This is a genomic window from Variovorax sp. Soil_C_33 (assembly GCF_057656935.1).
On sequence record NZ_JBDGJK010000020.1, the window covers coordinates 66,262 to 90,884 of the forward strand.

Sequence of the window (24,623 nt, forward strand, 5' to 3'; positions counted from 1 at the left end):
CATGACTCCTCCACATCGACGACTCTCTTTCCTTTCCATGAATCCGGCGCGGCCGGCCGCGCCGGAGGCGCGCACATGAATGCGACGGCGCCGGCCCTCCCGCCCCTCATGGAACGGATGCGCGCGCAGCCGAAGCTGCCGCTGATCGTCGGCGCCGCCGCGCTGGTGGCCGCCGCGGCGGCCTTCATGCTCTGGAGCCGGGCGCCTGACTACAAGGTGCTCTACACCAACGTCTCGGACCGCGACGGCGGCGCGATCATCGCGTCGCTCGCGCAGATGAACGTGCCCTACAAGTTCGCCGACGGCGGCAGCGCGATCCTGATCGCCGGCGACAAGGTGCCCGAAGTGAGGCTCAAGCTCGCGGCACAGGGCCTGCCCAAGGGCGGCGGGGTCGGCTTCGAACTGATGGACAACCAGAAGTTCGGCACCAGCCAGTTCGCCGAGCAGGTCAACTACCAGCGTGGGCTCGAAGGCGAACTTGCGCGCTCCATCGAGTCGATAGCCACGGTCGAGTCGGCCCGCGTGCACCTGGCGCTGCCCAAGCCCTCGCTCTTCGTGCGCGACCAGAAGAAGCCTTCCGCCTCGGTGGTGCTGAGCCTGCATCGCGGCCGCAGCATCGACGAGGGCCAGGTCAGCGCCATCGTCCACATGATCTCCAGCAGCGTGCCCGAGCTCGACGCCAAGAGCGTGACGGTGGTCGACCAGCGCGGCAACCTGCTATCGGCGGCCAATGCCGGCGCGCGCGGCCTGGACGTGAGCCAGCTCAAGTACGCGCAGGAGATCGAGCAGGGCTACATCCGCCGCATCGAGGCCATCCTGCAGCCCATCGTCGGCGCAAGCAATGTGCGCGCCCAGGTCGCGGCCGACATCGACTTCTCGGTGGTCGAGCGCACCGACGAGAAATACAGCCCCAACCAGGATCCGCGCAATGCCGCGATCCGCAGCCAGCAATCGAGCGAATCGAGCCAGCACGGCGCGACGCCGCCGGGCGGCGTACCGGGCGCGCTGTCGAACCAGCCGCCGACCACGCCGAACGCGCCGATCACCGCACCGCGGCCGCCCAACGCGCCCGGCACCGGCGCCGCGCCGACCGCGGGCGCATCGACGACCACGACGGCCACCACCACGGCGCCCGGCGCCCCCTCCAGCCTGCGCAAGGACACGACGACCAACTACGAGCTCGACCGCTCGATCCGCCACGTGCAGCAGGGCGCGGGCGCGATCAAGCGCCTGTCGGTGGCGGTGGTGGTGAACAACCGCGAAGGCGCGGACGGCAAGGCCGCCGCGCGCGCGCTCACCCCGCCCGAGATCGAGCAGATCCGCAACCTGGTGAAGGAAGCGATGGGCTACAGCCAGGAGCGCGGCGACTCGCTCAACGTGGTCAACAGCGCCTTCGCCCGCGAGGGCCAGGGCGAGGAAACGCGCGACGTGCCGGTCTGGCGCGACCCCGAGAACATCGAGCTTGCCAAGACCATCGGCCAGTACCTGCTCTACGCCACCCTCGCCCTCTTCGCCTGGTTCGCGGTGCTGCGGCCGCTGCTGCGCAAGCACCTGGCGCCGCCGGCGCCTCCCGCTTCCGCGGCCACGGCACCGAAGGCCACGGCCGCCGACGCCGATGCCGATGACACCGGCTCCGCACAGGCCAACGCCCGCCAGCGCGAAGCCGAGCGCCAGAAGGCCGACCTCGACTACGCCCACCAGACCGCCGACAGCGATCCGCGGCTGGTGGCCACGCTGATCAAGCATTGGATGAACCCATGAGCGCAGTGATGAACGAGGGAACCCGCAAGGCCGCGATCCTGCTGATGTCGCTCGGCGAGGACCGCGCCGCTGCCACGCTGCACCACATGCCCACCACCGAGGTGCAGGCGCTCGGCGCCGCGATGGCCAAGCTGAGCCAGGTGTCCAAGGAGGAGCTGGCCGCCGTGCTGTCCGAGTTCCGCATGGAGACCGAGCAGCTCTCGGCCCTGCACCTGGGCTCGGGCAGCTACATCCGCGCGGTGCTGCGCAAGGCGCTGGGCGACGACCGCGCCAGCAACCTGCTCGAAGACATCCTGCAGCCCGACGAGCCGCACGGCGGCATCGAGCGGCTCAACGACCTTGAGGCCGGCGAAGTGGTGGAGCTGATCCGCGACGAGCATCCGCAGATCCTCGCCACCCTGCTGGTGCACCTGGACCGCAAGAAGGCGTCTGAAGTGCTCGAGAGGCTGCCGGTGCGCCTGCGCCACGACGTGATCATGCGCGTGGCCACCTTCGGCGGCGTGCAGCCGGCGGCGCTCGCCGAGCTGACCGACGTGCTGACCGAGATGCTCTCCGGCGAAGGCCTGAAGCGCAGCCGCCTGGGCGGCGTGCGCACCGCCGCCGAGATCGTCAACCTCATGAACAGCGCGCAGGAAGACGAGGCCATCGCCCACGTGCGCGAGCACGACGAGGCCCTCGCGCAGCGCATCCTCGAGGAGATGTTCGTGTTCGAGAACCTGCTCGATCTCGAGGACCGCTTCATCCAGCGCCTGCTCAAGGACATCGAATCCGATTCGCTCATCGTTGCGCTCAAGGGCTCGCCGCAGGAGCTGCGCGACAAGTTCCTGAAGAACATGTCGCAGCGCGCGGCCGAGACGCTGCGCGAGGACATCGAGCTGCGCGGCCCGGTGCGGGTCTCGCAGGTCGAGGCCGAGCAGAAGGCCATCCTGCAGGTGGTGCGCCGCCTTGCCGATTCGGGCGAGATCACCGTCGCCGCCCCGGGCACCGATGACTTCGTCTAGCCACTCTTCCTTCGGCGCGCGCGCGCGGCTGTCCGCGGCCTACGCGCCCGCACGGCCGGCCACGCCGCCCAAGCCCGCCAAGCCGGTGCTCTCCGCCTGGCAGCGCTGGGAGATGGGCACGCTGGAAGAAGATGCCGCGCCGCCGCAGCGCGACGTCGAGGCCGCCAACGCGCAGCGCATCGATCCCGCGGCGCTGGCGCGCGAGGCCGAGCTCGAACGCCTGCGGCTCGAAGCGCGCGCCGCCGGCCTTGCCGAAGGCCGCCGCGAAGGCTGGGCGCAAGGCCATGCCGAGGGCCGCACCGCCGGCCTGGCCTCGGGGCTGGCCGCCGCCAGCGCGCATGCCGAACAGCTGCGCGCGCTGGCCGCCACGCTGCCGGACGCACTGCGCCGCGCCGAGAGCGAACTGGCCGACACCATCCTCACGCTGGCGCTCGACGTGGCGCGCCAGGTGGTGCACCGCACCCTGCGCGCCGAGCCCGAGTGGGTGCTGCCGCTGGTGCAGGACCTGCTGCATGCCGAGCCCGCGCTGCAGGGCGAACCGCGCCTGCTCTTGCATCCCGACGACGTGGCGCTGGTGAAGAACAGCCTGGGCAACGAACTGCAGATCGCCGGCTGGCAGGTGCGCGCCGACGACACGCTGGCGCGCGGCGGCTGCCGCGTCCAGTCCGCCAGCGGCGAGATGGATGCCAGTCTCGAAACGCGCTGGAAAAGCGTCACTGCAGCGCTTCACCGCGACGTTGACGCCCTGGACATCTGATGCCCGCCGTCGCCCCCAACCCTCATCTGCAATCCTGGCGCGGCATGCTGGCCCAGGCGCGCAGCGACGTCAGCCTCTGCACGACCACCACCCAGTCGGGCCGCCTGACGCGCGCGGTGGGCCTGGTGCTGGAGGCCGTGGGCCTGCAGCTGCCGGTGGGCAGCGACTGCCTGATCGAACTGCCGCCCGGCTATCCGCAGCGCCATGCCGAAGCGGAGGTGGTGGGCTTTGCCGGCGAGCGGCTGTTCCTGATGCCGCAGAGCGAAGTGGCAGGCCTCCTGCCCGGCGCGCGCGTCTTCGCGCGGGCCGGGTCGGGCGGCGCCGGCGGCGACTCGCACACCAAGCGGCTGCCGGTCGGCGAAGGCATGCTCGGCCGTGTGGTCGACGCGGCGGGCCGTCCGCTCGACGGGCTCGGCCCGCTGGACATCACTCGCAAGGTGCCGCTGACTGCGCCGCCGATCAACCCGCTCTCGCGCGCACCCATCGACTCGGTGCTCGACACCGGCGTGCGCGCCATCAACGCCATGCTCACCGTCGGCCGCGGCCAGCGTATGGGCCTGTTCGCCGGCTCCGGCGTGGGCAAGAGCGTGCTGCTCGGGATGATGGCGCGCTACACCAGCGCCGAGGTGATCGTGGTCGGCCTGATCGGCGAACGCGGCCGCGAGGTGAAGGACTTCATCGAGAACACGCTGGGCGAGGAAGGCCTGGCCCGCGCGGTGGTGGTTGCCGCGCCGGCGGACAACTCGCCGCTCTTGCGCCTGCAGGGGGCGGCCTATGCGACCTGCCTGGCCGAGTACTTCCGCGACCAGGGCAAGGACGTGCTCCTGATCATGGATTCGCTCACCCGCTACGCGATGGCGCAGCGCGAGATCGCGCTGGCCGTGGGCGAGCCGCCGGCCACCAAGGGCTATCCGCCCTCGGTGTTCGCCAAGCTGCCGGCGCTGGTGGAACGGGCAGGCAACGGCGCGCGCGATGCAGAGGGCCGCGGCGGCTCGATCACCGCCTTCTACACCGTGCTGTCCGAAGGCGACGACCAGCAGGACCCGATCGCCGATTCGGCGCGTGCCATCCTCGACGGTCACGTCGTGCTTTCGCGCACGCTGGCCGAGGCCGGCCATTACCCGGCCATCGACATCGAGGCCTCGATCAGCCGCGCGATGACCGCACTGATCCCGCCCTCGCAGTTCGAGACCGTGCGCCGCTTCAAGCAGATGCTCTCGCGCTACCAGCGCAACCGCGACCTGATCAGCGTCGGCGCCTACGCGGCCGGCCACGACCTGCAGCTGGACCAGGCGATCGCGATGTACCCAAAGATCGAAGCCTTCCTGCAGCAATCGATGCACGAGCGCGCCGACTACGCGGGCTCGATCGCGCACATCACCGCCTTGTTCGACAGCAAATAGGACCACGCAACATGTCCAAGAAGCTCCCCCTCGACACCCTGACCGAACTGGCGCGCACGCAGAAGGAAGAGGCCGCGCGGCGCCTGGGCGCGCTGCAGACCGCACAGGTCAGCGCGCACCAGAAGCTCGACCTCTTGCTGCAGTACCGCCAGGACTACAGCCACCAGCTTCAGCTGCTGATGGAGAGCGGACTGCCGGCCTCGCAATGGCGCAACTACCGCAACTTCCTCAGCACGCTCGACGGCGCCATCGAGCAGCAACGCGCCATCACGGTCCAGGCCGCCGTGCGGCTCGACCATGGCCGCGGCGACTGGCAGCACCACGCGCGCCGCCTCAACTCCTTCGACACCCTGGCCGACCGCCTGCGCCGCCAGGAGGCGATGGTGCAGGCCAAGCGCGAGCAGCGCGACAGCGACGAGCGCGCGGCACGCAAGTTCATCGACCGCGCGGCGCATTCGAGCCCCTGATCCCTTCTATCTGGAACCGCCATGACCACCTTCATCGCTCCCTCTGCCGCCCCGGCCGCGACCAGCCAGCCGCTCACATCCTCCGGCCCGCGCGGCCGCGCGGCCGACGAGCCGCAGGGGCAGCGCTTCGGCGAGATGCTCGAGCGCTCGCGCGCCGCCGGTGCGCGGAAGTCGGAGGCCTCGCCGGACGCAGCGCCTGCCGAGGCCGCTGCGCTTGCGAAGCCGGCGCGCGGCGCCGACAAGAAGGACGAGCTGGTTGCCGAACTGCTGGCCTTCGCACTGTTCGCGCCGGCGCCGGTTGCGGTTCAACCGGCGAGCGCTTCGAAGCCCGCCGCCGGCGTGCCTGGCGAAGCCAAGGCAGAGCTGTCGATGGCAGCGGATGTTGCCCAGGACCCCTTGCTTGCGCAGACACCGGCGGCGGCCTTGACCGAAGCCGGCACCGAAGCAGCAGCCGGGACGATCACCGCCGCGCAGGAGGCGGACCCGGAAGCGAAAACGCCTCCCGCGCAAGCGGCCGCAGCGCAGGCCGACGCCGCCAAAGCCCTTCCCGCAGCCGCGGACGCGAGCGCTGCCGACGCCCTCGCGCCGGCAACCGTCGCCGCCATGCCGCTGCTGCCGGACGCAAGCGCCCTGCCCTCGGCAAAAGCCCCGGCCGCCGGCGCGGCCGTGCCTGCACCGGCCGCGCCACAGCAGGCCAAGGCAGTGCCCGCACTGCCGTCCGCCGAGGAAACGAAGACCGCGCCGCCAGCGATGGCCGCGACGAGCACCGAGCATGCCGATGCAGCCGCCGCGCAGGGCCCGGCATCCCCGGCCCTCGTGCCCGCGTCGACGCCTTTCATGCCGCAGGCGGTCGAGCGCGCGAGCGCACCCGCCAGCGCCACGCCCGTGTTGAGCGTCGCACCGCCCGTCGGCAGCGACGAATGGGGCCCGGCCATCGGCCAGCAGATGCTGCGCATGAGCGCCGGCGGCCACCAGGTGGCCGAGTTCAACCTCAACCCGGCCGGCCTCGGCCCGCTCAAGGTCACGCTCAGACTGGGCGACAACCAGGCGCAGGCCATGTTCGTGTCGGCCCATGAATCCGTTCGCAAGGCCGTCGAGGCCGCGCTGCCGCAACTGCGCAGCACGCTCGCCGAGCAGGGCATCAGCCTGGGCCAGACCTCGGTCGGCGCGGAGTCGCGGCCCTGGGCTGGGCAGGGCGGCGGCTTCGGTCAGCCGTCACAGCAGCAGCACGCTTCGTCCTCGCGGCAGGCGACGTATCCCGGGCGCGCAGACACGGCCGCCGACGCCGTGGCGCCTCGCATGTCCGTGCCCACGCGCCCCGCCGTCGGCCTCGACACCTTTGCGTGAAAAGCGAACGCGAGATCTGAGGCCCTTTCCCCCGCTTGATCGGCGCTTCGCTTGCGCGCGCGCCGGCCAAGAATAGACCGAACCGATTTGCAGCTCCCACCATGGCCACCAGTCCCTCAATCACCCAAGTCGCTCCCTCCGCGCCGCGCTCGTCGAAGCTCCTGATCGGGCTGCTGATCGCCGTCAGCCTGTGCGCCCTCGGCGGCGGCGGCTACGCCTTGAGCCGCAGCGACCTCTTCGCGCGCGAAGCCTCCGCGCCGGTGCCGCAGAAGCCGATCTTCGTCACGCTCGAACCGCTGACCGTCAACGTCCAGTCCGAAGGCCGCGGGCGCTTCCTGCACATCGGCATGGCGCTCAAGGTGCGCGACGAGCAGGCCAAGACGCAGATCGTCGAATCCATGCCCGAGCTGCGCAGCCGGCTCCTGCTGCTGCTGTCGAACCGCCAGCCCGAGTCGCTGCTGTCCACGCAGGACAAGGCCCGCCTGGCCGAGGAGATCCGCACCGAGCTCAACAAGCCGCTCGGTCCCAACCTGCCCGCGCAGGACATCTCCAGCGTTTCCTTCAACACCTTCGTGGTGCAGTAACCCGTTTTTCGGATTCGCGATCCATGGCCTATGAACAGGTGCTCTCGCAGGACGAGGTCGATGCGCTGCTGCAGGGCGTCACCGGCGGAGCCGTCGACCAGACCCGCGCGCCCAGCCCGGCCACCGACGGCCTGCCGGCCTACGACCTCGGCGCGCCCGACCGCGTGGTGCGCAGCCGCATGCACACGCTGGAGGTCATCAACGAGCGCTTCGCGCGGCATCTGCGCAGCTCCCTGCTGAACTTCATGCGGCGCAGCGCCGACATCTCGGTCGGGCCGGTGCAGATCCAGCAGTACGGCGAGTTCGTGCGCCACCTGCCGGTGCCGACCAACATCAACATGCTGCACTTCAAGCCGCTGCGCGGCACGGCCCTGATCGTGTTCGATCCGAAGCTGGTGTTCCTGGTGGTGGACAACCTGTTCGGCAGCGACGGCCGCTACCACGTGCGCGTCGAAGGCCGCGACTTCACGCGCACCGAGCAGCGCATCATCAAGCGTCTGCTCAACCTCACGCTGCAGTGCTACGGCGACGCCTGGCAGCCGGTGTTTCCGCTCGCCTTCGACTACGTGCGCGCCGAGATGCACGGCAAGCTGGCCAACATCGTCGCCCCCAACGAGGTGGTGATCACCACCACGCTGCAGGTCGAGTTCGGCCCGGTCGGCGGCTTCGTGCACGTGTGCATCCCCTATTCGATGATCGAACCGATCCGCGACCTGCTGTCCAACCCGGTGCAGGACGAGATCGAGGTCGACAAGCGCTGGGTCAAGCAGATGTCGCAGCAGATGCAGAGCGCCGACGTCGAGCTCAGCGCCGACTTCGTGACCATTCCCTCGACCATCGGCGAGCTGATGAAGCTGCAGGTCGGCGACGTGCTGCCGATCGAGCTGCCGAGCTCCGTCACCGCGCGCGTCGACGGCATTCCGGTGATGGAGTGCGGCTTCGGCGTCTCGAACGAACGCTATGCGCTGCGCGTGCAACAGATGATCTCCCACCAAGACAGCGATCTGAAGAACGACCATGACTGACAACACTTCTTCCAGCAGCGACGCGGACGACTGGGCCAGCGCGCTGGCCGAGCAGACCGCGGCCGCCGCGCCTGCGCCCCTGCAGGCCGCCGCGCCCGCACCCGCGGCGGCGCCGGCCGGCGCACAGGTCTTCCAGCCGATCCAGAACACGCCGGCGGCCCACAGCTCGCCGGTCGACATCGAGCGCATCCTCGATGTGCCGGTGCAGCTCACGGCCGAGATCGGCCGCACGCGCATCACCATCAAGAACCTGCTGCAGCTCTCGCAGGGCTCGGTGGTCGAGCTCGACGGCCTGGCCGGCCAGCCGCTGGACGTGCTGATCAACGGCTACCTGATCGCGCAGGGCGAAGTGGTGGTGGTGAACGAGAAGTACGGCATCCGCCTGACCGACATCGTCACGCCCTCCGAGCGCATGCAGAAGCTCAGCCGCTCATGATTCTTTGCGGCCGGCCGCTGCGGATTGCGGCATCTCTTCTTGCGTGGGCATGCACGCTGCCTGCGCGCGCGGCCCTGCCCACCGTGCCGACGCCGGCCGCCGAGGCCGCGCCGGCCGTCGGCGCCTCCGGCCTGCTGCAGGCCGGCTTCGGCATGCTGGTGGTGCTCGGGCTGATCTTTGCGTGCGCATGGATGGCGCGCCGCTTCGGCCTGCAGCGCTTCGGCGGCGGCAACCTGGTGAAGGTGGTGTCGAGCTCCATGGTCGGCCAGCGCGAGCGCGTGGTGGTGGTGGAAGTGGGCGCGACCTGGCTGGTGCTGGGCGTCACGGCCAGCCAGATCAACACGCTGCACACGCTGCCTGCGCAGGCCGTGGCTTCGGCGCCGGCGGCATCGCCGCTGGACGCGAAGACTTCGCAGGCGCTCGGCCTGTTCGCCCAGAAGCTGCGCGAATCGCTGGGCGTCAGGCCGCGGCCGGGCCCATGATGCAGGGCAACTTTCGCCGTGGCCTGCGCCGCGCGGGCCTGCTGCTGGCGCTCGTGCTGCCTGCACTGCCGACTGCCGCCTGGGCGCAGGGCCTGCCCGGCCTGGTGAGCACGCCCGGCCCGGGCGGCAGCCAGACCTGGTCGCTGAGCGTGCAGACGCTGGTGCTCTTGACCTCGCTGTCCTTCCTGCCGGCCTTGCTGCTGTGCATGACCAGCTTCACGCGCATCCTGATCGTGCTGGGCCTCTTGCGCACCGCCATCGGCACGCAGTCCTCGCCGCCCAACCAGATCCTGGTGGGCCTGTCGCTGTTCCTGACCTTCTTCGTGATGTCGCCGGTCTTCGACAAGGTCTACAACGAGGCCTACAAGCCCTTCTCCGAGAACAAGATCAGCGCCGAGCGCGCGCTCGAGCGCGGCATCGGCCCCTTCAAGACCTTCATGCTCAAGCAGACCCGCGAGAACGACCTCGCGCTCTTCGCGCGGCTGGCCAAGGTGCCGGCGATGGAAGGGCCTGAAGACGTGCCGCTGCGCATCCTTCTGCCCTCCTTCGTGATCAGCGAGCTGAAGACCGCGTTCCAGATCGGCTTCACGATCTTCATTCCCTTCTTGATCATCGACCTGGTGGTGGCCAGCGTGCTGATGTCGATGGGCATGATGATGGTGCCGCCCGCCTCCATCGCGCTGCCCTTCAAGCTGATGCTCTTCGTCATGGCCGACGGCTGGCAGCTGCTGATCGGCGCGCTTGCCGAGAGTTTCTACTTATGACGCCCGAATCGGTCATGGCCATCGGCAGCCAGGCGATCCACGTGTCGCTGCTGCTCGGCGCGCCGCTGCTGCTGGTGGCGCTGGTGGTCGGCCTCGTCATCAGCATCTTCCAGGCCGCCACGCAGATCAACGAGGCCACGCTGTCCTTCATCCCGAAGCTGCTGGCGGTGTTCGCGGTGCTGGTGATCGCCGGACCGTGGATGCTGGGGCAGATCGTGGACTACATGCGGACGCTGTTCTCGAGCATTCCGCAACTCGTTGCATAGGCTTCAATGCCGGCGGTCTTTTCGGTCACCTCGGGGGAACTCAACGCCTGGATGGTGGCCTTCCTCTGGCCCTTCGTGCGCATGCTGGCGCTGGTCAGCACCGCGCCGATCTTCGGCGAGCCGGGCGTGCCGCGGCAGATCAAGGTCGCGATCGCGGCCTTGCTCGCGGTGGCCGTCGCGCCCACCATCGGGCCGATGCCGCAGGTGCCGGTGGTGTCCGCGGGCGGGGTCTGGATCCTGGTGCAGCAGGTGCTCATCGGCGGCGCCATCGGCTTCACGATGCGGCTGGTGTTCGCGGCGGTGCTGGCGGCGGGCGAGTACATCGGCCTGCAGATGGGCCTGTCTTTCGCGTCCTTCTTCGATCCGATGAGCGGCGGCGCCACCATGGTGGTGGCGCGGCTGCTGCACATGCTGGCGATGCTGATCTTCCTCGCGCTCGACGGCCACTTGCTGCTGGTCGCCGCGCTGGCCGAAAGCTTCCAGACCCTGCCGATCGCCGACGCGCCGCTGGCCGCCCGCGGCTGGATGCATCTCGTTGCCGGCGCCGGCCAGATCTTCGCCAACGGCCTGATGCTGGCGCTGCCGCTGGTGACGGCGCTGCTCACGCTCAACCTGGCGATGGGCATCCTGAACCGCGCCTCGCCGCAGTTCAGCATCTTCGCAGTCGGCTTTCCGCTCACGCTGCTGGCCGGCATCGGCATGCTGCAGCTGCTGATGCCGCAGATGGGCGCCTTCCTCGCGCCGCGCTTCGCGGCGGGCTTGTCGTCGGTGATGGAGTTGGCGCAGGCCTTGCGGCCTTGAGGCCGATGAGCGCTAGCGCGCCGGAGTGATCTCGCCGCAGATCACCGGCGCCGGTTCCTGCGTCTTCTCTTCTTCGATGCGCATGGCCGCCTTCAGTGCCGCGACCGCCGCTTCGGCATCGGCCTGGCTGGCCGCATGCACGCGCGCCAGCGGCTGGTCCCTGCGTACGCTGCTGCCCAGCGGCAGCACCTCTGTGAGCCCGACGCGCGGATCGATGCGGTCTTCCGCGCGGCGCCGGCCGCCGCCCAGCGCAATGACGGCCAGGCCGATGGCGCGCACGTCCGTCGCCACCAGCACGCCGTCTTGCGGTGCCGGCAGATCGCACAGCACCGGCGCAGCCGGCAACCCGCGCGCCGCTTGCCGAAGGTCGCTTGCACCGCCGAGGCCCGACACCATGCGCGCAAAACGCTCGGCCGCCACGCCGCTGTCGAGCGCATGCAGGGCGCGCGCCCTGGCCTCGGGCAGGTCGGCCGCGAGGCCGCCCAGGCGCAGCAGCCGCGCCGCGAGCGCCAATGTCACTTCGAAGAGCCGCGGCTCGCGTTCGACGCCCGTCAGGAAGTCGATCGCTTCGCGCACTTCGAGCGCGTTGCCCGCGCTGCGGCCCAGCACCTGGTTCATGTCGGTGATCAGCGCTTCCGCCGGCAAGCCGGCGCCGGCCGCGACTTCGACCAGGCTCGTCGCCAACGCACGTGCGTCGTCCAGGCGCGGCATGAAGGCGCCGCTGCCGACCTTCACGTCGAGCATAAGCGCCTCGAGCCCGGCCGCGAGCTTCTTGGAGAGGATGCTGGCGGTGATCAAGGGCAGCGACTCGACCGTGGCCGTCACGTCGCGGATCGCATAGAGCCGCTTGTCGGCGGGCGCCAGCGTGGGGCCGGCGCCGACGATGGCGCAGCCGGCATCGCGCAGCACGGCGAGCAGCGTCTCGCGCGGCGGCTCGACCTTGTAGCCGGCCAGCGATTCGAGCTTGTCCAGCGTACCGCCGGTGTGGCCCAGGCCGCGGCCGGAAATCATCGGCACCACGCCGCCGCAAGCCGCGACGATCGGCGCCAGCATCAGGCTCACCTTGTCGCCGACGCCGCCGGTGGAATGCTTGTCGAGCACCGGGCCCGGCACATCGGGCCATTGCAGCACTTCGCCCGAGTGCGTCATGCCGCGGGTCAGGGCCACGCATTCGGCAGGATCCATGCCGTTGAGGAGGATCGCCATCGCGAGCGCCGCGATCTGGCCCTCGCTCCAGCTGCCGTCGACGAGGCCGCGCACGAAGGCTTCGACTTGTGCCGGCGAGAGCGCATGGCGATCGCGCTTGGCGCGGATGACCTCGGCCGGCAGCAGCATCAGTAATCTCCGGGCGCGGCGGGCTTGCCGGGGCCGCTCTGCAGCAACACCGACTCGATGTCGGCCAGCAGGCCGCTGGCGCCGAAGCGCAGCCGCTTCGGTCCGAGGGCCGACTCGCCGAGCATCTCGCGCACCAGCGCAATGTAGATCGCCGCATCGGCCACCGTGCGCACGCCGCCCGAGGCCTTGAAGCCGACCTCGTCTTTCCGCGCGTGGCCGGCGATGGCTTCGAGCATCGCGCGCGCCGCATCGGGCGTCGCGCCCGTGGCCGTCTTGCCGGTGCTGGTCTTGAGGAAGTCGACGCCGGCGTCGAGCCCGATGCGGCAGGCCCGGCGGATCAATTCGGGCGAATGCAGTTCGCCGGACTCGATGATCAGCTTGAGCGTCCTGCCCGCGCAGGTCGCGCGCACCTGCGCGACCAGGGCCGCGGCGCTGTACGCGTCGCCGGCCACGAGCGCGCGCCAGGGCAGGACCAGGTCCACTTCGTCGCCACCGGCATCGAGGATGGTTTGCGCCTCGCGCAAGGCGCGTTCGCTGTCGAGCGCGCCGTCGGGGAAGTTGGTCACGGCCGCGATGCGGATCGATGCCGGCAGCGCGGCCCGGGCCTGCGCCACGAAGCGCGGCCACACGCAGAGCGCTGCCGGCGGGCCGGCCGGCCCTTCTGCCTTGGCGCACAAGGCATCGATGGCGGCCGCGTCGTCGCTGTCGTTGAGGCTGGTCAAGTCCAGGCAGGCCAACGCCAGACGTGCTGCCCCCACGCTCGGCACTTCGTGTCCTTGCTGCCCCCCGAGGGGGCTCTCGCTTGCTTGGGGCGGCCCGGCGCGGCGCTCGCCGCGGCCTGCGTTCGCCTTGGTGCTCATTGCATCATCTCCTTTGCACTTCGTCGCCCGGTGCGTAGTCCGCGGCCTTGAGCGGGCTGCGGCCGGCGATGTAGGCGCGCAGCACCTCGGCATCGACGAAGCCGGTGTTGATGTAGCCCGGATGCGTCGCCAGCTTGGGATAGCCGTCGCCGCCGGTGGCGGTGAAGTTGTTGATCGCCAGCCGGTACTCGCGGCGCGGGTCGATGGGCTGGCCGTTGACCTTGGCGTCTTTCAGCTGCCCGCCTTCGATCAGCATCTGCACGCCCGCCGTTTGTGGAAAGGCGCCGGAGCCCGGCGTCATTCTGGCCGCGGCCTCGAGATAGCTCAGCAATTCGGCGCCCGTGAGCTGCACCACGGTCACCTGGTTGCCGAAGGGCTGGACCTTGAGCACGTCGCGGTAGGTGATGCGGCCCTCGGGCAGCGAATCGCGCACGCCGCCCGAATTCATGAGCGCGACATCGGCGCCTGTCTTGTCGCGCATGGCCAGCGCGATCAGTCGGCCGAGGTTGGTGGCTTGCCTGCGCACCCGCTCGCGGTCGCCGTCGAACACGCCGACCGTTTCGCCCACCGGCACCGCGAGCTGCGCCTGCCCCTTGTCCTGGAAGGGCTGCAGGAAGGCGCGCACGCCGGCGTCCTCGGGGATGGTCTCTTCATACGCGACCTTCCTGCCGTCCACCGTGCGCTTGAGGTTGACCGGAATCAGCTGGTACCGGATCAACTCGATGCGGCCCGGGCGCACCTCGAAATCGGCCCGGCCCACGTACTTGCCCCATTCGTGCGCCTGCACGATCCAGGTGCCGTTCTGCCGGTCGGGTGCGCAGGGCGTGCCGGGCACGTAGGCGTCGTTGCGCAGGTTTTCCTGCAGCATGCACACCGGGTTCTGGCTGTGGCCGCCGACGATCAGGTCGAGCCCGCGGGTGGCGCGCGCCATCTCCACGTCGCCCGGCGCATTGACGCCGCGCCGGCCATCGGTGTAATGGCCCATGTGGGTGGCGGCGATCACCATGTCGGCCTTGGCGCGCAGCTCCGGCAGCAGCGCAGCCGCCTCGTCGATGGGCTGGCGGAATTCGATGCCCGCGATGTTGGCGGGCAGCACCATCTTCGCCGTGTCGTCGGTGGTCAGGCCCATCACCGCGATCCGCAGGCCGCCGCGCTCGAACACGCGGTAGGGCTCGAACATGCGCCGGCCGTTCTGGTAGATGTTGGCCGAGAGCAGCGGGAAGCCGGCCCACTGGCGCTGCTTCTCCAGCACCGCGGGCGGCTTGTCGAACTCGTGGTTGCCGACGGCCGCGGCGTCGTAGCCGAGCAGCTCCATGCCCCTGAAGTCGGGCTCGGCGTCCTGCGTGTCGGACTCGGGCACGCCGGTGTTGATGTCGCCGCCGTCGAGCAGCAGCGTGTAGCCGCCGCTGGCCCGCACCTCGGCGCGCACGCGGTCGATGAGCGTCTTGCGCGCAGCCATGCCGTATTCGCCGTCGGCATTGGTCCAGAAGCGGCCATGGTGATCGTTGGTGTGCAGCACGGTCAGCTTGACCGGCGCGCGCTCGCCCGGCGCGGTGGCGCAGCCGGCCAGCAGGGCCAGCGCGGCGGCGGCGGCGATGAATGGGATGCGCATGGCTCAGATCGCTGCAATCACCGCTGCGAGCAGGCGCGATGCATCCTGGTCGGCGGCGCGCGCATTGCGCAGGGTGTGGGCATGGCTCAGCACTTCGTCGGAGAGCCCCGCCGCCATGTTGGTGAGCATCGAGAAGGCCAGCACCTTCAGGCCCGCGTGGCGCGCCAGGATGGTTTCGGGCACGGTGCTCATGCCCACGGCCTGCGCGCCCAGCAGGCGCAGCATCCGGATCTCGGCCGGGGTCTCGAACTGCGGGCCCATTACCCAGGCATATATGCCTTCGTGCAGCGCGATGCCCGCCTGCGCGGCCGCGGCGCGGGCCTGCGCGCGCAAGGCGGGATCGTAGGCCTCGCTCATGTCGACGAAGCGCTCCGAGCCGGCCTCGTCGTGCAGCGGCGTGCGCTGCGCCATGTTGAGGTGATCGGCGATCAGCATCAGCGAGCCCGGACGCATGTTCGCGTCCAGGCTGCCGGCGGCATTGGTCAGCACGAGGGTCCGGCAGCCGGCCGCGGCCAGGCTGCGGATGGGACCCTTCATGGCCGCCGCGTCGCCGCTTTCGTAGGCGTGCTTGCGGCCGCGCAGGAGCGCGACCGCGCGGCCGCCGATGCGGCCCAGGCGCAGGATGCCGGCATGGCCGGCGACGTTCAGCGCCGGGAAGGCGGGCAGCTCGGGATAGGGGATGTCCGTGGGCGCCTCGACCAGCTCGGCAGCGCGGTCCCAGCCGGAGCCGAGCACCACGGCCAGCTCGGGCACCAGGCCGGCGGCGCGGATGCGCGCGGCGCTTGCTTCGATCGCCTTCTGTGAACTCATGGCGACGGCAGATGCATGGGCCCGAAGCTCGCCGGCAGCAACTCGCCCAGCGTGTAGCGGCCGCGCACATCGCGCAGGTCGGCGCACCACACCGGCATGTCGTCGTCGTCCGCGAACTCGCGCAGCTTCTGGCGGCAGCCGCCGCAGGGCGTGACGGGCCCATCGGCCACGCCGACGACCACCGCCGCCAGCACGCGCATGCCGCCGGCCAGCACCAGGTGCGCGAGCGCCGAGGCTTCGGCGCACTGGCCCTGCGGATAGGCGGCGTTCTCGATGTTGCAGCCGGCGTGGACACGGCCCTGTTCGTCGAGCAGCGCAGCGCCGACCGCGAACTTCGAATAGGGTGCATAGGCGCGCTCGCGGGCGGCGCGGGCGGCATCGATCAACTGCGTCATCTGGGTCTCGGAAACGGCCATCATCGCTCCTTCACGTACGGGATGCCGAGCGCCCTGGGCGCGCGCGCCTTGCCCACGAAGCCGGCCAGCAGCACCACCGTCATCAGGTAGGGCAAGGCCTGTACCGCCTGCACCGGCACGGCGCCGATCAAGGGCAGCACCGTGCCCTGAAGGCGGATCGACACCGCATCGAGAAAGCCGAACAGCAGGCAGGCGAAAAAGGCGCCGACCGGATGCCACTTGCCGAAGATCATGGCGGCCAGGGCCATGTAGCCGCGGCCGGCCGTCATGTTCGGCATGAATGAAGGATTCTGCGCCAGCACCAGGTAGCTGCCGGCCAGGGAACACAGCACGCCGTTGAGCATGAGCGCGCGGTAGCGCAGCGCCGTGACGGAGACGCCCGCCGCATCGACCATGGCCGGGTTCTCGCCGGTGGCGCGCAGGCGCAGGCCGAAGCGGGTGCGGAACAAGAGCCACCAGACGGCCGGCACCAGTGCGATGGCGAGATACACCAGCGCGTTGTGGCCGAACAGGCCCAGTCCCAGCACCGTGCCCAGCCAAGGCAGCGCGCGCAGCGCCTCGCCGGCGCCCGCCCCCCACGGCGCGAGGCGCACCGCGTCGGGCAGCGGGGGCGTCTGGCCGCCCTGCTGGAACCACGCGATGCCCAGCACCACCGTGAGGCCGGCGGCTGTCATGGTGATGGCCATGCCCATCACGACCTGGTCGCCGCGATGGGTCACGCAGCCGAAGCCCTGCAGCAGCGAGAGCGCCACGCCGACCGCGAGCGACACCGCCAATGCCAGCGCCAGGGAGCCGCTCAGTGCGGCAACGCTGCCGGCGGCGAAGGCGCAGGAGAGCATCTTGCCTTCGAGGCCCAGATCGATCACGCCCGAGCGCTCGGCCAGCGCGCCGGCCAGCGCGCACAGGATCAGCGGCGTCGCCACGCGCAGGGTCGAGGCGAGCAGCGTGCCGAGCGCGACTTCATCCATGGCCCGCACTCCCTGCCGCCACCGCGCGCGGCGTGCGGCGTGTCGCGCGCCACAGCCGCGCCAGCGTCGGCGCCGCCACCTGCGCCAAGGCGCCGGAGAACAGCACGATCAAACCCTGCAGCGTGAACACCATGTCGCGGCTGAAGCCGGGGATCTCGAAGGCCAGTTCGGAGCCGCCCTGGTAGAGCGCGCCGAACAGCAGCGCGGCCAGCACGATGCCCACCGGGTGGTTGCGTCCGATCAGCGAGACCGCGATGCCGGCGAAGCCGGCGCCCACCACGTATTCGAGCAGGAGCCGCCCGTGCACGCCAGCGATCTCGTTGATGCCCACCAGCCCGGCCAGCGCGCCGGACAGCGCCATCGACACCATGATCTGCGCGCGCGGCCGCATGCCGCCGTAGTGCGCCGCCTCGGGCGCATGGCCGACCGCTCGGATGGCGTAGCCCGGCTGCGAGCGCCACAGCAGCAGGTACACAGCGATGGCGGCGGCGAGCGCCAGCAGCACGCTCAGGTTGAGCGGAGAGGCCGGCCATTCGATGCCGATGCCGGCGAGCGCCTCGTGCAGGCCGGGCATGCGCGCCGACGCTGCGAAGGCGCGGCTCTCCACCGTCATGTTGCCGGGCTCCTTGAGCACGTCGACCAGCAGGTAGGCCAAGAGCGCCGAGGCGATGAAGTTGAACATGATGGTGGTGATCACCACGTGGCTGCCGCGCCAGGCCTGCAGCGCCGCCGGCACCGCGGCCCAGCACATGCCGAACAGCATGGCGGCGCCGATCATCAGCGGCAGCATGGCCCAGCGCGGCAGGTGCTCGCCCAGCGCCAGGGCCGCCAGCGCGGTGCCCAGCCCGCCCATCATGGCCTGGCCCTCGCCGCCGATGTTGAACAGGCCCGCATGGAACGCGACCGCCACCGCCAGGCCGGTGAAGACGAAGGTGGTGGCGTAGTACAGCGTGTAGCTCAGGCCCATGCGGCTGCCGAAGGCGCCCTGGACCAGCAGCACGAGCGCCTGCCAGGGGTCGTGGCCGACCACGGCGACGACGATGCCGCAGGCCAGCAGCGCCAGGGCGAGGTTGACGAGCGGCAGGACCAGGAGGTCGATCCAGCGCGGCAGATCGGTGCCCTTCATGTGGCCCCCACGCTCGGCATTTGCATGTCCTCGCTGCCCCCCGAGGGGGCGCAAGCTTGCTCGGGGCGGCCCGTCGCTGCGCTCATGCGTTCGTCACCTCGTCGCCCGCGCCGCACATCAGGCGGCCCAGCGTGGTCTCGTCGCACTGCGCGACCGGGCGCTCGCCGACGACGCGTCCGCCGGCCATCACGAGCACGCGGTCGGCCAGCGCCAGGATCTCGTCGAGCTCGGAGGACACGACCAGCACCGCACCGCCCGCGGCCGCCATCGCGCGCAGGCGACCGTGGATGAACTCGATGGCGCCGATGTCGACCCCGCGCGTCGGCTGGCCCACCAGCAGCACGCGCGGCTTCGGCGCGGCTTCGCGGGCCAGCACCAGCTTCTGCTGGTTGCCGCCGGAGAACTTGGCGCTCGCGAGGCGCACATTGCGCGGCCGCACGTCGTACTCGTCCATCATGCGCGCGGTGTCGGCCTGCATGGCCGACTGCCTCATCCAGCCGTGCCGGCTGTAGCGCGGGCGCCGCTGGTAGCCGAGCACGGCCGATTCCCAGGCCGCAAAGGGCAGCACCAGGCCGCGGCGGTGGCGGTCTTCCGGCACATGGGCGAGCCCGGCTTCGCGCGCGGCTTCAGGGTCGAGCCAGTGCTCGGGCGTGAAGGAGCGCGAGCCCAATGTCAGCGTGCCGGCCTGCGGCGCCAGCATGCCCGAGAGCACCTCCAGCAGCTCGCTCTGGCCGTTGCCCGAGACGCCCGCGATGCCGACGATCTCGCCCGCGTGCAACTGCAGCGACACGTCGACCAGCCGCGGCGTGCCCTGCGCGTCGCGCCAGTCGAGGCCGCGCGCCTCGAGCAGCGGCGTGCCGCTCGCGGCGCGCGCAGCCTCGCCCAAGCGCCCCATCTGCACGCGGCGCCCGACCATCGCCTGCGCGAGCGCGTCGATGCTGGTGTCGGCGGTGGCGCAGGCCAGCACCACGGCGCCCGCGCGCATCACCGTCACCGCATCGCACAGCGCCATGATTTCCTTCAGTTTGTGCGTGATCAAGAGCACCGTGGTGCCGCGCGCGCGCAGGGCCCGCAGCGTGTCGAACAGCTGCTCGGTCTCCTGCGGCGTGAGCACCGCCGTCGGCTCGTCGAGGATCAGGATGCGCGCGCCGCGAAACAGCGCCTTGAGGATCTCGAGCCGCTGGCGCTCGCCCACCGGCAGCTGTTCGACCGCAAGGTCCAGCCGCACCTGCAGGCCGCTCTCGCGCATCAGCGCCTCCAGCCGCGTGCGCACCTGCGCGCGCGCCGTCGGCAGCCGCCAATGCGGCTCGGCGCCGAGCAGGATGTTGTCGAGCGCTGAGAAGGTCTCGACCAGCATGAAGTGCTGGTGCACCATGCCGATGCCCAGGGCAATGGCCTCGTGCGCGCCGCGGATCTGCGCCGCCTTGCCTTCGATCTCGATCTCGCCGCTGTCGGCCTGGTAGAAGCCGTACAGGATCGACATCAGCGTGCTCTTGCCCGCGCCGTTCTCGCCCACCACGCCATGCACCGTGCCGGCCGGCACGGTGAGGGTGACGTCGCGATTGGCGTGGACGGCGCCGAAGTGCTTGTTGATGCGCGACATGCGCACCGCGGGCGCGGGGCTTCCGGACACGGCCGGCTAGAACTTACAAGCGTTATCGGCCATGTAGTCGGCCACCTTGATCTTGCCCGCGATGATGTCGGCTTTGGCCGCATCGACCTTGGCCTTCATGTCGGCGCTCACCAGCTTGGCGTTGTGCTCGTCCAGCGCGTAGTCGACGCCGCCTTCCTTCAGACCCAGCGAGGTGACCCCGGGGGTCGGCTTCTTCGCAGCGTTGAGCACCGCCACGTCGACGCGCTTGACCATCGAGGTCAGCATGGTGCCCGGCTGCATGTGGTTCTGGTTGCTGTCGACGCCGATGGCCAGCTTGCCCGCGTCCTTGGCAGCCTGGTAGACGCCCGAGCCGGTGCCGCCGGCGGCGGCGAACACCACGTCGACGCCCTTGGCGAACTGCGCCTTGGCCAGCTCGCTGCCGCGCGTCGGGTCGCTCCAGGCGGCGGGCGTGGTGCCGGTCATGACCGAGCTCACCTCGACCTTCGGGTTGGCGTACTTGGCGCCTTGCTCATAGCCGCACTGGAACTTGCGGATCAGCGGAATGTCCATGCCGCCGACGAAGCCGACCTTGCCGCTCTTGCTGGCCAGGGCCGCCATCATGCCGACCAGGAAGCTGCCCTCGTGCTCCTTGAACACGATCGATTCGACATTGGGCAGCTTGACCACCGAGTCGATGATCGCGAAGTTGAGCTTCGGGAATTCCTTGGCCACCTTCTCGAGGCTGCTGCCCTGCGAGAAGCCGATGCCGATCACCGGGTTGGCGCCGCGCGCGGCCATGCGGCGCATGGCCTGCTCACGCTGCGCCTCGTTGGCGATCTCGAAGTCGAGGTAGGGCTTGCCGCTTTCCTTCTTCCACATCTCGGCGCCGCGGTAGGCCGCTTCGTTGAAGGACTTGTCGAACTTGCCGCCCATGTCGTAGACGATGGCCGGCTCGGCAACCGCCGCCAGCGTGGCGCCGGCGGCGAGAGCGAGGACGAGGACCTTGTTGAGTTTCATGTGCGCATCCTTGGTTGGCGATCCGGCTGTAAGACTTCTTGCTGCGTCGCAGGCTCGCGCAGAGCCCGAGGCAGGATAGCAAGACTTGCGCCGTGCCGACCCCGGGGCACTACCATGCGGCGATGGTCGCTCCGCTCTCCCGCACGCTGGCGCAACAGCTGCAGGCAATGCCGAAGGTGCTCTTGCACGAGCATCTCGACGGCGGCCTGCGGCCGGCCACCCTGCTCGAACTGCTGCACGCGCGCGGCATCGCCGCACCGGCGCCGGACGCGGCGGCGCTCGCGGCCTGGTTCAACGCCCGCGCCCATGCCGGCAGCCTGGCCGAGTACCTGCGCGGCTTCGTGCTCACGGTCGAAGCCATGGCCAGCCCCGCGGCGCTCGCGCGCGTGGCTTTCGAGGCGGCAGAGGACGCGCGGCTCGACGGCTGCGTGCTGGCCGAGTTCCGCATCGCGCCCCTGTTGTTCGAGCCCCTGGGCGTGCCGCCCGAAGCCGCGGTCGAGGCGCTCCTGGCCGGCCTGCGCCGAAGTCCGCTTCCGAGCGGGCTGATCCTGTGCGCCATGCGCGAGCAATCCAGCGCGCACAGCGAGCGCGTGATGCAACTGGCGCTGCGCTACCGCGACGCAGGCGTGATCGGCTTCGACCTGGCGGGCGCCGAACGCGGCCATCCGCCGTCGCGCCATGCCGCCGCCTTCGCCATGGCGCGCGAGGCCGGGCTGCCGATCACCTGCCATGCCGGCGAGGCCGACGCGGCCGAGCGCGTGCTGGAAGCGGCGCGCCTGGGCGCGCGCCGCATCGGGCATGGCGTGCGGCTGGCCGACGCGCTCGACGCGCCGGCCGGCAGCGCCGCGCGCGCGATGCTCGACGAGGTGCGCGCCGGCGGCGTGCACCTGGAGCTGTGCCCCAGCAGCAACATCCACACGGGCGCTGCCGCGTCGCTGGCGGCCCACCCGATCAGGCGGCTCTGGCAGGCCGGCCTGAGCCTGTCCTTCCACACCGACAACCGGCTGATCTCGATGGTCAGCATGAGCGACGAGGCGATGGGCCTGGTGCGCGACAACGGCCTGGGCCTGCAGGACCTGGCGGCGATGGGCCTGCAGGCGGCCGAGCACTCGTTCCTGCCTGCGGCGGCACGCCGGCAGGCGCAGGCCGCGCTGCAGGCGTGGCAGGCCCGCGCCGGCTGAGTTGCAATCAGCGGTGGTGCGGGGATACTTGCCGTTTTCGAGAATCCTGGAGTGCGCATGTTTCCCGATACACCCCTCCTCCTGGCCTTCGTCGGCGCCAGCCTGGTGCTTGCGCTCACGCCCGGCCCCGCCGTCGTCTACATCATCGCCCGCACCCTGGCGCAGGGCCGCGCCTGCGGCCTGGCTTCGGTGCTGGGCGTGGCGCTCGGCAACCTCGCCAATGCGGTGGGCGCCGCGCTCGGCCTGGCCGCCTTGTTCGCCGTGTCATCGACCGCTTTCACCGTGGTGAAGTGGGCCGGCGCCGCCTACCTCGTGTACCTCGGCATCCGGATGTGGCGGACGGCGCCGGTCGTCGCGGACGCCGCGCCGCAGGCGCCGCGCAAGCCCTTGCGGCGCGTCTTCCGCGACGGCTTCGTGGTGGCGCTGCTGAACCCAAAGACCACCCTGTTCTTCGCCGCCTTCCTGCCGCAGTTCATGGACGCGCACGCCAGCCCACTGATGCAGACCCTGGCGCTGGGCAGCGTGTTCGTAGCCGTCGCCTGCTGCACCGACCTGTTCTACGTGCTGACGGCCAGCCTCGTCGCGCCGCGCCTGGGCCGCGCGGCGCGGCATGCGGTCTGGGGCAACCGGCTCGCAGGCACTTCCTTCATCGGCCTGGGCGTGCTCACGGCCATGGGTACGCGGCCCACGCGCTGAGCCTGCGATGTCCCGCTACTGGCTGATGAAATCCGAGCCCGACGAGTGCTCGATCGACGACGCGCTGGCCGCCCCCGATGCGACCGTGCCGTGGACCGGCGTGCGCGGTTGGCAGGCGCGCAACCTCATGCGCAGCGAGATGCAGGTCGGCGACGGCGTGCTGTTCTATCACTCGAGCTGCCCGCAGCCGGGCATCGTCGGCCTCGCGCGCGTGGCCTCCGGCACGCGGCCCGATCCGACGCAATTCGATCCGAAGTCGCCCTACTACGACCCGGCCTCCAAGCCGGAGCACCCGCGCTGGCTGCTGCTGGACGTGCAGGCGCTGCGCAAGACCCGGCTGCTGGGCCTGCCCGAGATGCGCGCGACGCCCGCGCTGGCCGACATGGTGGTGCTGCGCAAGGGCAACCGCCTGTCGATCACACCCGTCGATGCCACGCACTGGCACCTCATCGTCGACCACATGCTGGCTTGAAAAAAACCGGCCCCCGCACACCTCACACAAGAAATCGAATGAACTTGCGCACCCTGCTCCCGCTCGTCCTGGCCCTCGCCGGCTGCTCCACGCCCACGGAGGTGGTCCGCGTTCGCGAAGGCGTGCTGCGCGCGCCCACGTCCGCCGACGCATCGAACTACTGCCGAGCGCAAGGCTCGACCGCGCGGATGCTCGGCAAGGCCCAGGCCGAAGCCGGCGTCCTGTTTCGCTGCGAGTGACGGCAGCGGGGCATCGCGCTGCGCGGGCCCAGGCCACCATCTCGGCCGGGTTCGGCCCACAATGGACAGGCACAGAACGCAGGAGATCGCCGCATGAATCCAGCTATGCCGCCTGCTCCGCCACGGCCGCCTGAGAGTCAGGCCGATAGCCAGGCCGAGAAGGCATCCCCGGCTCCAGCGGGCGCAGCGCTGACCCCCGAGTGGGTGCGCTGGGTCACCGAGCAGCTGCTGCGCGGCTGCACGCCGGAATCGATGCTGGCGGTCATGACCGCTGCCGGCGTCGACGCGCGAGCCAGCGCGGAGCTGATCGAGCTGGTGCCCGTCAACGCGGTCTACATCGCGGCCGAGGGCCGGGCGCAGCAGCTTCGCAAGCTCGAGTCGACGCTGGCCAACCTGCAGCTGCTCTGGGAGATCGACCCGATGTACGGCATCGTGGACAAGCGCGTGTCGGTCAGCGAGGACGAGTTCATCGATCGCTACGTGCGGGGCTGCCGGCCCCTGGTGCTCACGGGCCATACGCGGGACTGGCCGGCGATGCGGCGGTGGTCGCCGGCCGACCTGAAGATGCGCTTCGGCCATGTCGATGTCGAGGTGCAGGCCGAACGCCAGGCGAATCCGCGCTACGAAGAAGACAAGGCCTCGCATCGGCGGACTGTCCGCCTGGGCGATTTCGTCGACCAGGTGCTCGTCGGCGGCGAAAGCAACGACTACTACCTCACCGCCAACAACGAGGCGTTGCGGCGGCCCGACTTCGCGCCGCTGCTGGATGACATCGGCAGCCTGCCGCCATGCTGCGATCGCGCGGAACTGGCCGGACGTTCCTCGTTCTGGTTCGGGCCGGGAGGCACCGTCACCCCCTTGCACCACGACACGATCATGCTGTTCCACACGCAGGTCGTCGGGCGCAAGCGCTGGCGCCTCGTCTCGCCGCTGCAGGGGCAGCGCCTGTACAACACCAACGGCGTCTTCAGTCCCATCGACCTGGATGCGGTCGACCTGAGACGGTTTCCCTTGTTCGAGGGCGTGCGCGTACTCGAAGTCGTGGTCTGGCCGGGCGAGACCATGTTCCTGCCGCTGGGTTGGTGGCACCAGGTGCGCGCGCTGGACGTCAGCGTGTCTTTCTCGTACTCGAATCTGGCCTTGCCGATCTCGAACCAGTTCAGCTACTTCGACCCGGTGCCGCGTGCCGTCCCCGACGCCTGA

At 70.5% G+C, this 24,623-nt stretch carries 27 protein-coding genes; 18 read left to right on the forward strand and 9 right to left on the reverse strand.

Features of this window, described 5'->3' with window-relative positions; genetic code table 11:
* Positions 1-75 precede the first annotated feature (75 nt).
* The 13 genes from fliF to fliR all read left to right on the forward strand — a co-directional run bounded on the left by fliF (position 76) and on the right by fliR (position 11,094).
* Positions 76-1,761, forward strand: a complete 1,686-nt coding sequence (gene fliF / locus AC3A6B_RS25440) for a flagellar basal-body MS-ring/collar protein FliF (protein ID WP_487839423.1) — start codon at positions 76-78, stop codon at positions 1,759-1,761.
* 8 nt (positions 1,762-1,769) lie between these two features.
* The gene (gene fliG, locus AC3A6B_RS25445; RefSeq protein WP_487839424.1) at positions 1,770-2,762 is read left to right on the forward strand and encodes a flagellar motor switch protein FliG; all 993 of its coding nucleotides are present in this window, start codon (positions 1,770-1,772) and stop codon (positions 2,760-2,762) included.
* Positions 2,749-3,519 carry a flagellar assembly protein FliH gene (fliH, locus tag AC3A6B_RS25450; RefSeq protein ID WP_487839425.1) on the forward strand — a complete coding sequence of 257 codons (771 nt, stop codon included), beginning with the start codon at positions 2,749-2,751 and terminating at the stop codon, positions 3,517-3,519. Before fliG ends, fliH begins: the two co-directional genes overlap by 14 nt.
* Positions 3,519-4,922: a flagellar protein export ATPase FliI gene (gene fliI / locus AC3A6B_RS25455; protein WP_487839426.1), complete on the forward strand. Its 1,404-nt coding sequence runs from the start codon at positions 3,519-3,521 to the stop codon at positions 4,920-4,922. The genes fliH and fliI overlap by 1 nt, the downstream gene beginning before the upstream one ends.
* A gap of 11 nt (positions 4,923-4,933) precedes the next feature.
* Entirely contained in the window at positions 4,934-5,389 is a 456-nt protein-coding gene (gene fliJ, locus AC3A6B_RS25460; protein ID WP_487839427.1) for a flagellar export protein FliJ, read from the forward strand.
* 21 nt (positions 5,390-5,410) lie between these two features.
* Positions 5,411-6,736, forward strand: coding sequence for a flagellar hook-length control protein FliK (locus tag AC3A6B_RS25465; protein ID WP_487839428.1), 1,326 nt, complete (start codon positions 5,411-5,413; stop codon positions 6,734-6,736).
* A gap of 101 nt (positions 6,737-6,837) precedes the next feature.
* A complete protein-coding gene (gene fliL / locus AC3A6B_RS25470; protein WP_487839429.1) occupies positions 6,838-7,320 on the forward strand; it encodes a flagellar basal body-associated protein FliL in 483 nt (160 codons plus the stop codon).
* A 23-nt stretch (positions 7,321-7,343) separates the two neighbouring features.
* Positions 7,344-8,345, forward strand: coding sequence for a flagellar motor switch protein FliM (gene fliM, locus AC3A6B_RS25475; protein ID WP_214701856.1), 1,002 nt, complete (start codon positions 7,344-7,346; stop codon positions 8,343-8,345).
* A complete protein-coding gene (gene fliN, locus AC3A6B_RS25480) occupies positions 8,338-8,781 on the forward strand; it encodes a flagellar motor switch protein FliN (protein ID WP_487839430.1) in 444 nt (147 codons plus the stop codon). Before fliM ends, fliN begins: the two co-directional genes overlap by 8 nt.
* Positions 8,778-9,263 carry a flagellar biosynthetic protein FliO gene (gene fliO / locus AC3A6B_RS25485; protein WP_487839431.1) on the forward strand — a complete coding sequence of 162 codons (486 nt, stop codon included), beginning with the start codon at positions 8,778-8,780 and terminating at the stop codon, positions 9,261-9,263. Before fliN ends, fliO begins: the two co-directional genes overlap by 4 nt.
* Positions 9,260-10,027: a flagellar type III secretion system pore protein FliP gene (gene fliP / locus AC3A6B_RS25490; protein WP_487839432.1), complete on the forward strand. Its 768-nt coding sequence runs from the start codon at positions 9,260-9,262 to the stop codon at positions 10,025-10,027. Before fliO ends, fliP begins: the two co-directional genes overlap by 4 nt.
* Positions 10,024-10,293: a flagellar biosynthesis protein FliQ gene (gene fliQ / locus AC3A6B_RS25495; protein WP_126838925.1), complete on the forward strand. Its 270-nt coding sequence runs from the start codon at positions 10,024-10,026 to the stop codon at positions 10,291-10,293. Before fliP ends, fliQ begins: the two co-directional genes overlap by 4 nt.
* Before the next feature lie 6 nt (positions 10,294-10,299).
* Complete coding sequence (gene fliR / locus AC3A6B_RS25500; RefSeq protein ID WP_487839433.1) at positions 10,300-11,094, forward strand: flagellar biosynthetic protein FliR; 795 nt, start codon at positions 10,300-10,302, stop codon at positions 11,092-11,094.
* A gap of 12 nt (positions 11,095-11,106) precedes the next feature.
* On the opposite strand, the gene deoA is transcribed toward fliR, so the two are convergent.
* The 9 genes from deoA to AC3A6B_RS25545 all read right to left on the reverse strand — a co-directional run bounded on the left by deoA (position 11,107) and on the right by AC3A6B_RS25545 (position 20,832).
* A complete protein-coding gene (gene deoA / locus AC3A6B_RS25505) occupies positions 11,107-12,429 on the reverse strand; it encodes a thymidine phosphorylase (protein ID WP_487839434.1) in 1,323 nt (440 codons plus the stop codon).
* Positions 12,429-13,289, reverse strand: a complete 861-nt coding sequence (deoC, locus tag AC3A6B_RS25510) for a deoxyribose-phosphate aldolase (RefSeq protein ID WP_487839435.1) — start codon at positions 13,287-13,289, stop codon at positions 12,429-12,431. The genes deoA and deoC overlap by 1 nt, the downstream gene beginning before the upstream one ends.
* A 4-nt stretch (positions 13,290-13,293) precedes the next feature.
* Positions 13,294-14,901, reverse strand: a complete 1,608-nt coding sequence (ushA, locus tag AC3A6B_RS25515; protein WP_487839436.1) for a bifunctional UDP-sugar hydrolase/5'-nucleotidase UshA — start codon at positions 14,899-14,901, stop codon at positions 13,294-13,296.
* A 3-nt stretch (positions 14,902-14,904) separates the two neighbouring features.
* Positions 14,905-15,711, reverse strand: a complete 807-nt coding sequence (locus AC3A6B_RS25520; RefSeq protein ID WP_487839437.1) for a purine-nucleoside phosphorylase — start codon at positions 15,709-15,711, stop codon at positions 14,905-14,907.
* On the reverse strand, positions 15,708-16,127 hold the full coding sequence (locus AC3A6B_RS25525; RefSeq protein ID WP_487839438.1) for a cytidine deaminase: 420 nt from the start codon (positions 16,125-16,127) through the stop codon (positions 15,708-15,710). The genes AC3A6B_RS25520 and AC3A6B_RS25525 overlap by 4 nt, the downstream gene beginning before the upstream one ends.
* Entirely contained in the window at positions 16,127-17,095 is a 969-nt protein-coding gene (locus AC3A6B_RS25530; protein ID WP_487839439.1) for an ABC transporter permease, read from the reverse strand. The genes AC3A6B_RS25525 and AC3A6B_RS25530 overlap by 1 nt, the downstream gene beginning before the upstream one ends.
* Positions 17,088-18,221 carry an ABC transporter permease gene (locus AC3A6B_RS25535; protein WP_487839440.1) on the reverse strand — a complete coding sequence of 378 codons (1,134 nt, stop codon included), beginning with the start codon at positions 18,219-18,221 and terminating at the stop codon, positions 17,088-17,090. Before AC3A6B_RS25535 ends, AC3A6B_RS25530 begins: the two co-directional genes overlap by 8 nt.
* Positions 18,222-18,303: 82 nt before the next feature.
* Positions 18,304-19,854: an ABC transporter ATP-binding protein gene (locus AC3A6B_RS25540; protein WP_487839441.1), complete on the reverse strand. Its 1,551-nt coding sequence runs from the start codon at positions 19,852-19,854 to the stop codon at positions 18,304-18,306.
* A gap of 6 nt (positions 19,855-19,860) precedes the next feature.
* Positions 19,861-20,832 carry a BMP family lipoprotein gene (locus AC3A6B_RS25545; protein ID WP_487839442.1) on the reverse strand — a complete coding sequence of 324 codons (972 nt, stop codon included), beginning with the start codon at positions 20,830-20,832 and terminating at the stop codon, positions 19,861-19,863.
* Positions 20,833-20,954: 122 nt separating this feature from the next.
* Between AC3A6B_RS25545 and add the strand changes: the two genes are divergently transcribed.
* The 5 genes from add (at position 20,955) to AC3A6B_RS25570 (ending at position 24,623) form a co-directional block, all read left to right on the forward strand.
* Positions 20,955-22,013, forward strand: coding sequence for an adenosine deaminase (add, locus tag AC3A6B_RS25550; RefSeq protein ID WP_487839443.1), 1,059 nt, complete (start codon positions 20,955-20,957; stop codon positions 22,011-22,013).
* Positions 22,014-22,070: 57 nt separating this feature from the next.
* On the forward strand, positions 22,071-22,709 hold the full coding sequence (locus tag AC3A6B_RS25555) for a LysE family translocator (protein WP_487839444.1): 639 nt from the start codon (positions 22,071-22,073) through the stop codon (positions 22,707-22,709).
* Between the two features lie 7 nt (positions 22,710-22,716).
* Positions 22,717-23,181, forward strand: coding sequence for an EVE domain-containing protein (locus AC3A6B_RS25560; protein WP_487839445.1), 465 nt, complete (start codon positions 22,717-22,719; stop codon positions 23,179-23,181).
* Between the two features lie 38 nt (positions 23,182-23,219).
* On the forward strand, positions 23,220-23,420 hold the full coding sequence (locus AC3A6B_RS25565; RefSeq protein WP_487839446.1) for a hypothetical protein: 201 nt from the start codon (positions 23,220-23,222) through the stop codon (positions 23,418-23,420).
* Positions 23,421-23,513: 93 nt separating this feature from the next.
* Positions 23,514-24,623, forward strand: a complete 1,110-nt coding sequence (locus AC3A6B_RS25570; RefSeq protein WP_487839447.1) for a cupin-like domain-containing protein — start codon at positions 23,514-23,516, stop codon at positions 24,621-24,623.

Coding starts and splice junctions, on each gene's coding strand:
- fliF (WP_487839423.1), top strand. CDS start 76: ATGAATGCGACGGCGCCGGCCCTCCCGCCCCTCATGGAACGGATGCGC.
- fliG (WP_487839424.1), top strand. CDS start 1,770: ATGAACGAGGGAACCCGCAAGGCCGCGATCCTGCTGATGTCGCTCGGC.
- fliH (WP_487839425.1), top strand. CDS start 2,749: ATGACTTCGTCTAGCCACTCTTCCTTCGGCGCGCGCGCGCGGCTGTCC.
- fliI (WP_487839426.1), top strand. CDS start 3,519: ATGCCCGCCGTCGCCCCCAACCCTCATCTGCAATCCTGGCGCGGCATG.
- fliJ (WP_487839427.1), top strand. CDS start 4,934: ATGTCCAAGAAGCTCCCCCTCGACACCCTGACCGAACTGGCGCGCACG.
- AC3A6B_RS25465 (WP_487839428.1), top strand. CDS start 5,411: ATGACCACCTTCATCGCTCCCTCTGCCGCCCCGGCCGCGACCAGCCAG.
- fliL (WP_487839429.1), top strand. CDS start 6,838: ATGGCCACCAGTCCCTCAATCACCCAAGTCGCTCCCTCCGCGCCGCGC.
- fliM (WP_214701856.1), top strand. CDS start 7,344: ATGGCCTATGAACAGGTGCTCTCGCAGGACGAGGTCGATGCGCTGCTG.
- fliN (WP_487839430.1), top strand. CDS start 8,338: ATGACTGACAACACTTCTTCCAGCAGCGACGCGGACGACTGGGCCAGC.
- fliO (WP_487839431.1), top strand. CDS start 8,778: ATGATTCTTTGCGGCCGGCCGCTGCGGATTGCGGCATCTCTTCTTGCG.
- fliP (WP_487839432.1), top strand. CDS start 9,260: ATGATGCAGGGCAACTTTCGCCGTGGCCTGCGCCGCGCGGGCCTGCTG.
- fliQ (WP_126838925.1), top strand. CDS start 10,024: ATGACGCCCGAATCGGTCATGGCCATCGGCAGCCAGGCGATCCACGTG.
- fliR (WP_487839433.1), top strand. CDS start 10,300: ATGCCGGCGGTCTTTTCGGTCACCTCGGGGGAACTCAACGCCTGGATG.
- deoA (WP_487839434.1), bottom strand. CDS start 12,429: ATGCTGCTGCCGGCCGAGGTCATCCGCGCCAAGCGCGATCGCCATGCG.
- deoC (WP_487839435.1), bottom strand. CDS start 13,289: ATGAGCACCAAGGCGAACGCAGGCCGCGGCGAGCGCCGCGCCGGGCCG.
- ushA (WP_487839436.1), bottom strand. CDS start 14,901: ATGCGCATCCCATTCATCGCCGCCGCCGCCGCGCTGGCCCTGCTGGCC.
- AC3A6B_RS25520 (WP_487839437.1), bottom strand. CDS start 15,711: ATGAGTTCACAGAAGGCGATCGAAGCAAGCGCCGCGCGCATCCGCGCC.
- AC3A6B_RS25525 (WP_487839438.1), bottom strand. CDS start 16,127: ATGGCCGTTTCCGAGACCCAGATGACGCAGTTGATCGATGCCGCCCGC.
- AC3A6B_RS25530 (WP_487839439.1), bottom strand. CDS start 17,095: ATGGATGAAGTCGCGCTCGGCACGCTGCTCGCCTCGACCCTGCGCGTG.
- AC3A6B_RS25535 (WP_487839440.1), bottom strand. CDS start 18,221: ATGAAGGGCACCGATCTGCCGCGCTGGATCGACCTCCTGGTCCTGCCG.
- AC3A6B_RS25545 (WP_487839442.1), bottom strand. CDS start 20,832: ATGAAACTCAACAAGGTCCTCGTCCTCGCTCTCGCCGCCGGCGCCACG.
- add (WP_487839443.1), top strand. CDS start 20,955: ATGGTCGCTCCGCTCTCCCGCACGCTGGCGCAACAGCTGCAGGCAATG.
- AC3A6B_RS25555 (WP_487839444.1), top strand. CDS start 22,071: ATGTTTCCCGATACACCCCTCCTCCTGGCCTTCGTCGGCGCCAGCCTG.
- AC3A6B_RS25560 (WP_487839445.1), top strand. CDS start 22,717: ATGTCCCGCTACTGGCTGATGAAATCCGAGCCCGACGAGTGCTCGATC.
- AC3A6B_RS25565 (WP_487839446.1), top strand. CDS start 23,220: ATGAACTTGCGCACCCTGCTCCCGCTCGTCCTGGCCCTCGCCGGCTGC.
- AC3A6B_RS25570 (WP_487839447.1), top strand. CDS start 23,514: ATGAATCCAGCTATGCCGCCTGCTCCGCCACGGCCGCCTGAGAGTCAG.